This is a genomic window from Stappia sp. (assembly GCF_040110915.1).
In the GTDB taxonomy this organism is placed as follows: domain Bacteria; phylum Pseudomonadota; class Alphaproteobacteria; order Rhizobiales; family Stappiaceae; genus Stappia.
This window is the reverse complement of sequence record NZ_CP157793.1, coordinates 1,174,150-1,186,984: the sequence shown is the minus strand read 5'-3', so window position 1 is coordinate 1,186,984 and position 12,835 is coordinate 1,174,150. Positions and strand designations below refer to the sequence as shown.

At 62.0% G+C, this 12,835-nt stretch carries 10 protein-coding genes; all 10 read left to right on the top strand.

Annotated features, from left to right (window positions below):
• Nucleotides 1-96: 96 nt before the first annotated feature.
• Nucleotides 97-2,526: a hypothetical protein gene (locus ABL312_RS05160; protein WP_349360302.1), complete on the top strand. Its 2,430-nt coding sequence runs from the start codon at nt 97-99 to the stop codon at nt 2,524-2,526.
• Between the two features lie 279 nt (nt 2,527-2,805).
• Nucleotides 2,806-3,498, top strand: a complete 693-nt coding sequence (gene pseF, locus ABL312_RS05155; RefSeq protein ID WP_349360301.1) for a pseudaminic acid cytidylyltransferase — start codon at nt 2,806-2,808, stop codon at nt 3,496-3,498.
• A gap of 70 nt (nt 3,499-3,568) precedes the next feature.
• The gene (locus ABL312_RS05150; protein ID WP_349360300.1) at nt 3,569-5,779 is read left to right on the top strand and encodes an HAD-IIIC family phosphatase; all 2,211 of its coding nucleotides are present in this window, start codon (nt 3,569-3,571) and stop codon (nt 5,777-5,779) included.
• A 58-nt stretch (nt 5,780-5,837) separates the two neighbouring features.
• Nucleotides 5,838-6,557, top strand: coding sequence for a VOC family protein (locus tag ABL312_RS05145; protein WP_349360299.1), 720 nt, complete (start codon nt 5,838-5,840; stop codon nt 6,555-6,557).
• A gap of 15 nt (nt 6,558-6,572) precedes the next feature.
• Complete coding sequence (pseG, locus tag ABL312_RS05140) at nt 6,573-7,637, top strand: UDP-2,4-diacetamido-2,4,6-trideoxy-beta-L-altropyranose hydrolase (protein WP_349360298.1); 1,065 nt, start codon at nt 6,573-6,575, stop codon at nt 7,635-7,637.
• Nucleotides 7,638-7,639: 2 nt separating this feature from the next.
• Nucleotides 7,640-8,689, top strand: coding sequence for a pseudaminic acid synthase (gene pseI, locus ABL312_RS05135; protein WP_349360297.1), 1,050 nt, complete (start codon nt 7,640-7,642; stop codon nt 8,687-8,689).
• 124 nt (nt 8,690-8,813) lie between these two features.
• Nucleotides 8,814-9,068: a hypothetical protein gene (locus ABL312_RS05130; protein ID WP_349360296.1), complete on the top strand. Its 255-nt coding sequence runs from the start codon at nt 8,814-8,816 to the stop codon at nt 9,066-9,068.
• Nucleotides 9,069-9,311: 243 nt separating this feature from the next.
• Nucleotides 9,312-10,241 (top strand): N-acetylneuraminate synthase family protein, encoded by a 930-nt coding sequence (locus tag ABL312_RS05125; RefSeq protein WP_349360295.1) that lies wholly within the window; start codon nt 9,312-9,314, stop codon nt 10,239-10,241.
• Nucleotides 10,216-11,439, top strand: a complete 1,224-nt coding sequence (locus ABL312_RS05120) for an acylneuraminate cytidylyltransferase (protein ID WP_349360294.1) — start codon at nt 10,216-10,218, stop codon at nt 11,437-11,439. The genes ABL312_RS05125 and ABL312_RS05120 overlap by 26 nt, the downstream gene beginning before the upstream one ends.
• Nucleotides 11,436-12,650: a DUF6716 putative glycosyltransferase gene (locus ABL312_RS05115; protein WP_349360293.1), complete on the top strand. Its 1,215-nt coding sequence runs from the start codon at nt 11,436-11,438 to the stop codon at nt 12,648-12,650. The genes ABL312_RS05120 and ABL312_RS05115 overlap by 4 nt, the downstream gene beginning before the upstream one ends.
• The last annotated feature ends 185 nt before the right edge of the window (nt 12,651-12,835 follow it).

The window sequence follows — 12,835 nt, the reverse complement described above, 5'->3', positions numbered from 1 at the left end:
CAAACTCTGCTATTACACTATTTATGAATTGTCTTGCATCACGGCCTGAGTTGTATAGAAACAAGCATAGTGCATTTGATATTGTGAATAGGACCCATGAACAGCGGAAAAAGCGGAAAGACGCTTCCAAGCGTCGTCAAGCTCGGCAAAAGCATCGGCTTTCTTCAGCGTGCGGTGCGGTCAGTCACCGAGTCGGTTGGGCACAAAAACGCGATCGCGACACACGAAAGTTCCGGCCTGTCCGGATTGAATGTCAAGCTTGAAACAGCTTCGCAGGTGCCCGAACTCATTCTTGAAGCTGCGAGCCAGGCCGTTGTCGAGTACAATGATTTCGACGACAAGTCGCTGCAACGCTGCGGGGACGCTTATCGGAAACTTCTGCGGAATTCGAAAGCTATCCTCTGCTATGAGTTGCTCATTTCAAGGGGGCGAAAGAACCAACTTGTTCAGACTTTAACAGATATCTACATCGCCGCTGGCGACATCGAGAATGCGACTCAATCATTAAACAAGATCGATCCGGATACTCTCACGAAACGAGGGCTCCTGATTTACAGCCAGTCGAAGTTCACTATTCTTCGGACCCGGGGGAAACTTCGCGCGGCCTACGTCTATTTGCGAGATGTCGTTGAGTCGGCCGGGCTCGATACGCCCGGCGTGCAGATTAAACTGGCGGAGGCCGAACGGCAGCTCGGGCTCTACGATCTCGCCTTTGAGCGCCTCAACAAGAAGCTGAAGGCCCATTCCGGAAATGTGAATTACGCTCTGCAGGTGGCGGGGTGTGCGAGCGAGCTCAACAAGCTCGATCAGTCGATGGGCATGATCAGCATGCTCTATTCCAGCCACAAGCCCGATCCCAGCATCACCTTGCGATACGTCCAGACGCTTTGGCAAGCCGGCGACGTCGACACCCTGCACGACGTGCTTGACACGGCGCTCCGACAGAAAATGTCGCATCCTCCGCTGCTCAAGTTTGCGCGAGAAATAGGGTATGTCGATAAGGTTGCGAACCGATATTGCGAAAGAATGGCAGATATTGTCCGCTCGAGTGCGGCGACCGCGACAGATGTCGACCAACGGAATTTTGCGCATCGCTTTCTGGAACTCAATCTTTTCGAAGAAGCCCGCGAAGCTGCCAGTATTTACCTGTTGAAGTATCGCGATTCTGCCCATGCTTTCTACGTACGGGGTGCCGCGAATTTCTATCTTGATGACAACGAGGCGGCGACGGAAGACTTGTTGAGGAGCGTCGAGCTCAATCCGGGTTTGTTCGAAGCCTATGGGCTGCTCCTGCATCTGCTCCCGCGCGCGCCAGGGGGGCTGGAGACGTTCATCGAACTCCTCGACCGTCGGGACGCGTCGCACCCCAAGTATTCGATGCGCGGGGAGGACGGCCGCCTGGGTCTGCTGGACATCGAGCGCAGTCAGAGCAGCTTCATGAGCGGCGATTTCAATCGCGGCATTCGCGTCAAGCAGGAGCGCCCGGTCTGCCGGTTCCTTGAGCACAAGTTTCCGGAGCAGTACAATTCCTTCAGGAAACCGGCGTTTTCCGCGTCGCGGAAGGACAGCATTCTCATCATCTGCGAAGACGGCGTGGGCGACGAAATCCGCTGGGCGCAATTCTACCCGGAGCTTCGCCAGCACTTCGACCGGATAGAAGCGATGTGCGAGCCGCGCGCGCTGTCCCTGCTGCAGCGCAGCTTTCCGGACATCGTCTTCCATCCCTTCAAGCGCCGGCTGATGGAAGCGCCCGGGGACGGCGACCAGGGCCGGTCGAACAATGTGCCCTATTATGCGCTCGCCCGTCTCATCGGCAATGACGTCTACGAACGCCTCGGCGAGTTCTCGGAGATCCGCATGACCTCGGACATGGTCCTGGGCATGTGGGAGAAGTCGCCAACCCGGCAGCCCCCGATGGACGGTGCGGGAAAAGGCAGCTACCTGACCCCCGATCCCCAGCGTCGGACCAAGTGGGAAAAGCACTTCGAGGAGGTTGCGGGGCAGAAGGTCCGCGTCGGACTGTTGTGGCGCAGTTCGCTGCGGACGCCGCGACGCTCCAAGCACTACATGGACCTTGAGGATCTGACCCCGCTGCTGAACGTCAAGGGGATCCACTTCGTCTCCCTGCAGCACGAGCACACCCGCGACGAGCTCCTGTTCTGCCGGGCTTTCGGGATCGAGATCCTCGAGGAGGCCGACCTCTTCGAAGACTTCGAGGATGTCGCCGCCGTCACCGCCAATCTCGATCTGATCGTCGGCGCCAACTCTTTCCCGGCGGAGATGGGCGCTGCGGTCGGGACACCGTGCTGGCAGCTGGGCACCTTCTGCAATGCGGTCCTCTTCCGGCTCGGCGACTCGAAAGGCGAGGCGGACCGCCTGACGTGGAACACCACGATCATCCGCACCGATCAGGATGAAGGCTTCCAGGGCGACCGAAGGGAGATGACCCGCCGCGTCGCGAGCGAGGCACAGCGACGCCTGGGCGACTTCGTCACCGCGCACCGAAAGGAGAACGCATCGTCGTGATGCCGCCGGGGCGAGGCCGGCCTGCCGGGAGGCAGGCCGCTGGACGGGGCGCCCGCAGGGACGCTCCCGGCCGTTGCAACGACTCCGGAGCGGTGGACACCGGCGGTTCAAGACGCGATGTTCGGCGCCGGGCGCCGCGACTGTCAGCCGATCGGACGTGCGGCGCGCGTTCTGGAGGGAAACGGATCACGTGAGAGTTGCATAAATGTCGCAAATCTATCGGATTATCGCGCCGTCGCGCCCCGGGAGAGGGGCCGGGCCAAGCAGACGGGCAGCCAGATGACGGTCGCAATCATTCCGGCGCGCGGCGGATCGAAGCGCATACCGGACAAGAACATCATCGACATGATGGGTCGGCCGATGCTGAGCTGGCCGATCACGAGTGCGCTCGAGAGCAGTGTCTTCACGCGGGTGCTGGTCAGCACCGACAGCGAGCGCATTGCCGATGCCGCGGTTGCCGCCGGCGCCGAGGTGCCCGGACTGCGGCCGGCGGAAATCTCCGACGATCTGTCGACCCTGGATGCGGTCATTCGCCACGCGATCACGGCGTATGACATCGCCGATGAATGGGTTTGCGTGATCTACGCCACCGCGGTGCTTCTGCGCCCCGAAACGCTCGCCCGGGCCCATGACGCGGCCCTTTCGGCGCCGGCCGGTGCCGACTTCGTGATGTCCCTTCTCCCCTTCCCTCACCCGATCCAGCGGGCGGTCGCCCTGGAGGAGGGGCAGGTTCGGATGCTCGATCAACGCAACACGCGCATCCGGACCCAGGACCTTGAAATGCGGTATCATGACGCAGCACAATTCGTTTTCGGGCGGCGCGATGCGTGGCTTGCCGGTCGAACCGTCTGGGACAGCACAACCCGTGGAATCGTGCTCACTCCCGATGAAGCCGTCGATATCGACACCCCCGACAGTCTGAACATGGTCGAGGCGCTGTTGCGCCATCGCCTGAGTCCAAACGAGAGTTAGTGTCATCACTATTCAGTCGACACCCCAAACCATTGCCTTGCGGTACGTTTCCGATGCGGACAGCGACGATTTGCTTCGCTGGCGCAATATGCCCCATGTGCGCGCCTCGATGATCAATCAGGCCGAGATCCGGCCGGAGGATCACAAGGCGTGGTGGGCCAGGGCGCGGGAAGACGCGAGCAAACGCTTCCTGATCGCCGAGCGCGACGGCATGCCTCTGGCGGTGATCAACTTCTTCGATATCGATCCGCAGGAGGGCAGTGCCTGGTGGGGCTTCTACCTCACCGATCTCGCGGAGAAGTCGGGCGACGGCCTGGCCATGTGGATCGACGTCGAGAGCCTCGCCCTGCGATTCGCCTTTGAGGTTCTTCGTCTTGAAACCCTGTTGTGCGAGACGCGCGCCACCAACGATCCGGTGCTGATGCTGCACGACCGTTTCGGGTTCGAGACCCTGCCGAGCGAGGGGTTTCCCAACGCCCTCGCGCACGATCTGGTCGTCAAGCGATACACCAGGGACATGTTCGACAGCATGAAGTCCAGGACCTTGTCACAGACTGCGGCCGCCGCCGCCATGCCCGAGGGCGCAAGTGGCGATGACACCCTTGCGCCGGACATCCCGAGCCTCGTCATCGTCGGCGCGGCGAACTGGGACGAGGTCGTCACCGATCTGGGCGACGCGCAGCAGGCGCAGACCCGCCAGCGCCTGCACTGCTACACGCCGCCCTTCGGTCAAGGCATGATGGACCTGCTCACGCCGGACAGCGAACTGCGCAAGGCCAACCCCGATTACATCGTGATGGCCGAGCGCTTCGAGGATTTCATGCTGCCGCTGGAGACGCCGTCGGAGTCCATGCTCGAGGGCGTTCTCGCGCGCTTCGCGGACTACACGGAGCAAATCCGGGAAATCCGATCCGCCCTGGACGGCCATCTCTTCGTGCACGACATTCGCCCCGTGCGACCGGCGATGACCACCTTCCAGGATGCCACCGCCGGCCGCGGCGCCCTTGAACGGGCGGTGCGCCAGATGAACGACACCCTGGCCGAGCTCTGCGACGGTCTTGCCGATTGCACGCTGCTGCCGATCTCACGCCTGATCGACGAGATCGGCGAGGATTCCGCGGATCCCGGGAAGTACTGGCTGATGGGGCGCTTTCCCTTCGGGCCGAAGTTCACCCCGGCCTATCACCGGCTCCTGACCGGTGCGCTGATGGCGCTCAACGGACAGACGGCGCGCGCGCTCGTGCTGGATCTCGACAACACCATGTGGGGAGGCGTTGTCGGCGACGACGGGACGTTCGGTCTCGATCTCGGCACCGACTTTCCGGGCAACCAGTTCGTTGCCTTTCAGCATTTCGTCAAGTCGCTGGTGTCGCGCGGCATCATTCTCACGGTCTGCAGCAAGAACACCGAGCATGTTGCCCTGGACGTGTTTCGCAACAACCCGAACATGGTCATAGGCGAAAGCGACCTCATTACCCATCGCATCAACTGGATGCCGAAGTCGCAGAACATTCTGGAGATTTCGAAAGAAATCGATCTGGGCCTGTCCTCGCTGATGTTCATCGACGACAATCCGATGGAACGCGGCGAAGTGCGGCAGAATTGCCCCTGCGTCATCGTGCCGGAGATGCCGGCCGACGTCTCCGACTGGCCCCGATTTCTTGCCGCGCATCCGGCGCTCAGCGCCGAGCGGCTGATCGACCAGGACCGCGACCGGGCCAAGAAATACAAGATCCGCGCCGAGATCCAGCGGGTCGAAAAGACCTCGACGGACCGCAACAGCTTCCTTCGCAACCTCGGCATGGGCATCGAGATCGCGAATGTGACCGATGCCACCCGGCCCCGCGCGCTGCAGTTGATCGCAAAAACCAACCAGTTCAACACCACGACCCGGCGATATTCCGAGGCGGAGGCGAATGCGATCATCGCCGAGGGCGGTGACATCCTGACGGTCCGCATCACCGACCGCTTCGGATCGGACGAGGTCATTGCCGTCCTGGTGGTCACCTACCGCGACGACAAAAGCGCCTGGATCGACAATTTCGTGATGTCCTGCCGGGTTCTGGGCCGCGGCGTCGAGACCGCCATCCTGGCGGAGATCTGCAAGCGCGCCCTTGCACGGCAGTGCAAGACGGTGACGGGTCCGGTGTTCGAGACGGACCGGAACCACCCGTGCCGGGACGTCTACGCGCGCCATGACTTCGTCACCGAGGACGGCGAGCATTTCGTTCTCGATCTCGGCAAGCCGGTCGCCTTCCCCGACTGGTTCGACTACATCTGACCTGAGACGTCCATAGAGTGCAGACCAAGCACGCGACACCTGGAGACGGAACAGCTGCATGCTCAAGGAAATCGGAGCCCTCTGGGTCGACCACGTTGCGGTGACGACGGGGTCCTTCGAAGAGACTTCGCGCCATTTTCTCGCCATGCCGGGCGCCCGCACCTTGCGCGGGCCCGGCTGGAACAACAGCCAGAAGGTCCATTTTCTGTTCGTCACATTCGGCGGCGACCTCTGCATCGAGGTTCTGGGACTGCCGGAAAACGGCGATTCGCCGATTGCGGCTCATGTTGACGGCGGCGGCGGCGCCTATCACTTGTGCTATGCGGTCGCCGATCTGGACATGTCGCTAAAGGCCGCGCGCTCGGTCGGCGCACGGGTGATCGTCGAACCGCGTGCCGATGACGCCTACGATGGGCGCCGCGTGGCGTTTCTGATGCACCCCGCCCACGGGTTGTTCGAACTCGTGGAAGCCTACGGGAGCTTCGCACCGCGCACGTCTCTTCCCGAACTGCCGGCCGCGACCGCGCCGGCGAAACCCTCCGTGAATGACGATCTGGCCGCGGACCTCGAGAGCGCGTTCCGGAAAATCTTCACGAAAGGCCTTCCGGAGGCACGCGACAGCTGGCGCATCGGCGAGGTCGAGACCTGGGATTCGCTCGGTCACATGCGGCTGGTCATGGAGGTCGAGCGGCGGTTCGACGTTTCGATCCCCTCGGCAAACCTCTCCAGACTGCGCAGCTTCGACGATTTTCTTTCCTTCCTTTCACAGCAGGATTGACGAGGCTTTCTGTCGATGTCCGGCGTGTTCGCAATTCGCACAGATGCCAGTGCCGCAATCGGCTCCGGCCACATACGGCGAATGACAATACTCGCCCGCTACCTCAAGGCTGAAGGGCTGACCACGCTTCTGCTTTGCGGGCCCGATACCGAGGCGGTCCTGCCGGCGGTGCGCGATGTGTTCGACACGGTGACGGTGATCGGGACCGAAGACGACGGCGTTGCCGCCCTGGCTGGGCAGGATGCGGAGCTTGTGGGCGTGTTCTTCGATCACTATGGCCTGGGCGCCGACACGCACCGGATGTACCGCAAGGTCGTGCCGTTCCTGGCGGCAATCGACGACATGGCCGACCGTGTTCTGGATGTCGACATGGTGTTCGACGTCAATCTCGGACGCGACTCGACGACCTACTCCGGACTCGTGCCGGATCACACCGAGTTGCATGTCGGCAGCCGGTTCCAGATCATCGACCCGATCTTCGTCGGACTGCGGCAGGCATGCCTCTCGCGTCGGCAGCAGGACCGCGAGGGCATCGCCAGGCTGTTCATCGCAATGGGCGGCACGGATCCATTCGGCATGACGGTGCAGGCGCTGGAAACCGCGGCAGAGACCCTCCCCGAAGCGCGGATCGATGTCGTGGCCGGATCGATGACCGCGGATCTGCCGCACCTGCGCGCCAGCGCGGCCAGATACGGGGATCGTGTCGCCTTGCATGTCGATGCGACCAACGTCGCCCAGCTCATGTGTCAGGCCGATCTCGCGATCGGCGCCGGCGGCACCATGACGTGGGAACGCAATTGCCTCGGGTTGCCCTCTGTGGTTCTGGTTCTCACCGACAACCAGACCATGGTCGGAAGCGCAATGGCGGCGGCCGAGGCCGCCATCGTGCTGGACGCGCAAAAAGGCTATCCTGATCGAGGCGTGGCGGATGCGCTGACGTTCCTCGCGCATCACCCCGAGACGTTACGAGACATGGGCCGGAAGGCCGCCGAACTCGGCGGCGAGGATGGCGCGGCACTGATCGCCAGGACCCTGAACGCCCGTATTGAAGAAAACCGCAAGACAAAAGAAGAGGCTTGACCATGCAGGACATCGCCATCGCCGGCCGGAAAGTGGGCCCTTCTCATCCCAGCTTCATCATTGCCGAGCTGTCGGCCAACCATAATCACGATATCAATCGCGCCCGCGAGATCGTGAAGGTCGCCGCCGAGTGCGGGGCCGACGCGATCAAACTGCAGACCTATACCGCGAACACGCTGACCTTCGACAGCAATGACGAGAGTTTCCAGGTCAGTGGCACGATCTGGGAAGGGAAGAACCTCTATCAGCTCTATGAAGAGGCCCATCTGCCGTGGGAGTGGCACGAGGAGCTGTTCGACTATGCCCGAAGCCTGGGCATGATCGCCTTCTCGACGCCGTTCGATTTCACGGCCGTCGATTTCCTCGAGAACCTCAATGTGCCGCTTTACAAGATTGCGTCGAGCGAGCTCGTCGACATTCCGCTGATGCGCCGCGTCGCGGCGACCGGCAAGCCCGTGATCCTCTCCACCGGGATGGGGGAACTGGCCGAGATCGACGAAGCCGTCCGCACCTTGCGCGACAACGGTTGTTCCGACCTGATCCTGCTGAAGTGCACCGCGGCCTATCCGGCGCCGATCGAGGAAGCGAATCTGGCGACGATCCCGCACATGGCCCAGCTCTTCGATGTGGTTGCGGGGCTTTCCGACCACACACCGGGCAGCACCGCGCCCGTCGTCGCCACCGTGTTGGGAAGCCGGGTGATCGAAAAGCACCTCACCCTGCGCCGTGCGGATGGCGGACCGGACTCCGAATTCTCGATGGAACCGGAGGAGTTTGCCGACATGGTCAAGGCCGTGCGGGCGGCGGAAAGCGCGATCGGCACCGTGCGGTACGCGCCGACCGCGAAGGAGATGCGCTCGCGCGACTTCCGCCGGTCCCTCTTCGTGGTGGCGGACGTCAAGGCGGGTGACCCCTTCACGCCGGAGAACGTGCGTTCGATCCGCCCGGCCACCGGCTTGCATACCCGCCACTACGACGATGTCCTCGGCAAGACGGCGAGCCATGACATTCGCGCCGGAAAGCCTTTGGAGCTGTCCGACCTGGCCGGGTAACCGGCATCACGTCATCCCGCCCCCCTTGATCGGATGTCGCAAGCCCTGAACTCCTTGCGTCATTCGATCAGCCCCTCGCCAACGGCGGCGAGCCTCTCCAAGGCCGGGTTCCCCGGCGCCTCCCGTGCCGGAGGCTTTCTCCGGCACGGCCCTTGTGGCGCTTCACCTGAAGGAGGTGAAAAAGGCCGTGGCTCCTTGGCAGCCAACGCGGTTCTGGCGCCTCGCCATCGCACGTCTGGCCGCCGCGTCTCGCCTCTCGGGCGGTTTCGGGCAGAACCGTGGCATGCCGCTGCAAGACAGGATCCGGCAGATCGTCAGCGCCGAGGTCCGCCCGCCCTTGGCTGAACCGGCAACGCCCGGGTGGCGCCTGCTCAAATGAGCACCTGTCGTGACTTGAGCATGGCTACAAGATCCGCGCTGTCTCACCGAAACCGCACGCCGGCCAGGACAATATTTCCATCGGTTTGCAATAGAACGGTGGACGATGTGCCCTCCCACAACTAGCAAACAGACATAATGGCGTGGATATTGTTTTTTAAGCGGAATTCCCACAAAGCACTTCTCAGGGCCAATATTTCACTTTATACCCCTGTGGAGTGAATCAAATATCCAGGCATTAGACATGGTTGACGTGAAAGTTATCGCAGAAATTGGATGCAATCATAAAGGCGATATGGATATCGCGAAAAAACTCATCCAGGTGGCGAGCAATATTTGCGGCGCTCATGTCGCAAAGTTCCAGAAACGCCACAATCGTGAGCTGCTTACCCCGGCCGAATACGATGCCCCGCACCCGACGCCGGCGAATTCATACGGGGCAACCTACGGCGAGCATCGCGAATTTCTGGAGTTTTCGGTCGGTCAACACCGCGAACTGCAGGAAGAGTGCCGTCTGGCGGGCATCGACTATTCGACCTCGGTCTGGGACCTGACGTCTGCGCAGGAAATCGCCGCGTTGAAGCCGAACATGATCAAACTGCCGTCGGCGACCAATCAGCACTTTGCGGTCCACGAGTATCTCTGCAAGAATTTCGACGGCGAGATCCATGTTTCGACGGGCATGACGACACGGGAAGAGACGGAACGCTGCGTATCCTTCTTCGAAAAGCACGGGCGCGCGAAGGATCTTGTGCTCTATGCCTGCACCTCAGGCTACCCGGTTGCTTTCCAGGATATCTGCCTGCTGGAGATCAACCGGCTGCAGGAGCGCTACGGCGACCGGGTCAAATCCATCGGCTTCTCCGGACACCATCTCGGGATCGCAGCGGACATCGCGGCATTGGCCGTCGGCGCCACCGGATACCATCAGTATGGCCGGGGCGAGTTCGGCTGGATCGAACGCCATTTCACGCTCGATCGCACCTGGAAGGGCACGGACCATGCGGCAAGTCTGGAACCGGACGGACTTCGCCGACTGTGCCGCGATGTCCGCCATGTCTCTCAGGCCCTCACCTACAAGCCGTCGGAACTTCTGGACGTGGAACTCGCTCAAAGAGACAAACTGAAGTGGCGGGAGGACAAGCACGGTGCCAACATTCGATCCATTTCGTGAAATGGATGTCGTCGCCGTTATTCCCGCCAGAGGCGGTTCGGTCGGGCTCCCGAAGAAGAACATCCGGCCCATGCTGGGTATCCCGCTGGTGTCACGAACGGTGACAACGGCTCTGCGGGCCAAGTCAATCACGGACGTCTATGTCTCGAGCGACGATGACGACGTGCTTCGACTGGCCCGGGACGCCGGCGCAACCCCGATTGTCCGGCCCGATGCCATCAGCGGCAATGATGCAAGCTCGGAGAGCGCGCTGCTGCACGCCCTCGACTGGATGTCCGGGCGCGGGCGGGCCCAACCCGACTATCTCGTTTTTCTTCAATGCACGTCGGTCTTTACAAGACCTGGCGATATCGACCGCGTTGTTCAAACCATCGTCGATCGCGCTGCGCAAAGCGCGTTGTCGGTCGTCGAGGATCACGGTTTCATCTGGCGCGAGGGTCCGGACGGCTTCGCGGCCGGCGTGACACACGACGAAAAAAGGCCCCGGCAACGTCGGCAGGACATGGCGCCGCGATACCGGGAAAACGGCGCCATCTACGCCATGCACGTTCCAAGCTTTCTGGAGCGCAAAGAAAGATTCTGCGGATCGGTGGTCCTTGTGCCCGTCGACGGGCCGGCTCTCGAAATCGACGACGAGAACGATTGGGATATCGCGGAGAGCCTCTTGTCCCGCGTCCCGGGGGATCACGACCGCCCCGCTGCGCCTGACGGCGGGCGACGGATCAAGGCCGTCGTCACCGATTTCGACGGCGTTCATACCGACGACTGCGTTCTGGTCGATCAGAACGGTCTTGAATCCGTTCAATGCAACCGTCGCGATGGCCTTGGGATCGAGATGCTGCGCGAACGTGGCGTTCTGTTGCTGATCCTGTCGAAGGAAGCAAATCCCGTTGTCCGGGCCCGCGCCGCAAAACTGAAGATGCAGGTGCTCAACCAGATCGACGACAAGCTTCCGGTGCTGGACACCTGGCGGCGCGAGCAGGGGCTCGAGTGGAGCGAGATTGCCTATATCGGCAATGATATCAATGATATTGACTGCATGAGAGCCGCCGGCGCCTCCTTCGCGCCGGCCGACGCCCACAGTCAGGCCCGTGAAGCCGCCGGGCGCATTCTCTCCAGTCCAGGGGGACGGGGGGCGATCCGGGAGATGTCGGATATCCTGATCAACGAGAAGCTGCTGGCGGTGCCCGACAAATGAAAGTACTGGCGCTGGCAGGCTATGACTCGTTCCTCAACACGGTTCGACTGATCGCACCCTATTTCAGAGCAGAGGGCTGCGATGTGGACTTCGCGCTTGTCAAGGCGCGGCAGCGGAAGCAGATTTCCAGCGTCCAGATCGATGAGATGGGGCTCGCGGCCCCTGTGCGGACGACCACGATCGACGGCCTGTTCAAGAACGACCGGATTGCGTCCTACGACATCGTCCTGTCTTGCCTGGAAGGGATGTCGACGCGTCGCCTGTTTCGGCATTTGGCCGCACTCCCCGACAAGCGCCCGTTTGTGATCAGCGTCTATCCGGGGCTGCTCCTGCGGTATGCCTATGACGGCCTCTCGATGCGGGCGCCCGCGGACAGGCTCTGGCTCAATTGCCCAAGGGACATGGACGCCTACACCGCGATGTGTGCAGCCTTCGGCATCGATGCCTCGAACGCGCGCGTGCTCGGAAACGGGTCCGTGCTGGAGCGCATCGACCGCCGTCCGGACGCGGCCGACGGTCCGGTGGTGTTCTTCGAGCAAGCCATCATTCCGCGCTACTATGAAGAGCGTAAATTCCTCATCGAGCAGCTTTGCGCGCTGGCGCGACGCAACCCCGGGCGCGAGATCCTTATCAAGGCCCGCGCGGCCGGAAAGAAGGCGACGCTTCATCGAACCTGGCATCCGATCGAGCATCTTCTGGATGAGGCCGCGCAATCGCCGGCAGGCGTTCCCGACAACCTTCGTCTGACGGAGGAGCGCGCCAGCGAATTGCTGAGCCGGGCCGCCCACTGCCTGACCATTTCCTCGACGGTGGCGGTCGAAGCCCTGCATGCGGGGGTCCCGACCACCCTGATCTCCGATTTCGGGGCCCACGACGACTATGGGCTCCCCTATTTTTTCGGCTCCGGATTGTTGAGACCGTTCGATCAGGTCGACCTCGACGCCCCGCCGACGTGCGACGACGCATGGTTGTCCCACGCCACCGGGAACCCCACATCGACCGTCGCACAGCTCGCCCGGGACGCGGTCGACGCCGCCCGCATGCCGCACGGCGCCCTCGACCCGCAGCGGTTCACCCCCATGAACTCGCTTGCCTTCGAGACAGGCATCATGAAGGCGTGGGGAATGACCTATCTGATCGACCGAAAATTCAAATCGAAGCGGATGCCGTTTTCGGATCTTCTCCGGCGTTTTCATCGCAGGAAGACCTAGAGCATTTCTCGTGAATGCTTAATCATTCGAGATGCTCTATGTCTCTGGTTTTACGCAACTTCACGAGCGAAAAAGTCTCCAACTCTTGCTGAAATCGCTCCAGGCTCCGGGCGCAATTTGCCTTCCGCCCACCTTCGCCGACCCGCATCCCGAAATTGATCCGCACCGCAAGTGCGGAGACCGGC

Excerpts from the sequence above, each read along its gene's own strand:
- ABL312_RS05160 (WP_349360302.1), top strand. The coding sequence starts at position 97 with ATGAACAGCGGAAAAAGCGGAAAGACGCTTCCAAGCGTCGTCAAGCTC.
- pseF (WP_349360301.1), top strand. The coding sequence starts at position 2,806 with ATGACGGTCGCAATCATTCCGGCGCGCGGCGGATCGAAGCGCATACCG.
- ABL312_RS05145 (WP_349360299.1), top strand. The coding sequence starts at position 5,838 with ATGCTCAAGGAAATCGGAGCCCTCTGGGTCGACCACGTTGCGGTGACG.
- pseG (WP_349360298.1), top strand. The coding sequence starts at position 6,573 with ATGTCCGGCGTGTTCGCAATTCGCACAGATGCCAGTGCCGCAATCGGC.
- pseI (WP_349360297.1), top strand. The coding sequence starts at position 7,640 with ATGCAGGACATCGCCATCGCCGGCCGGAAAGTGGGCCCTTCTCATCCC.
- ABL312_RS05125 (WP_349360295.1), top strand. The coding sequence starts at position 9,312 with ATGGTTGACGTGAAAGTTATCGCAGAAATTGGATGCAATCATAAAGGC.
- ABL312_RS05115 (WP_349360293.1), top strand. The coding sequence starts at position 11,436 with ATGAAAGTACTGGCGCTGGCAGGCTATGACTCGTTCCTCAACACGGTT.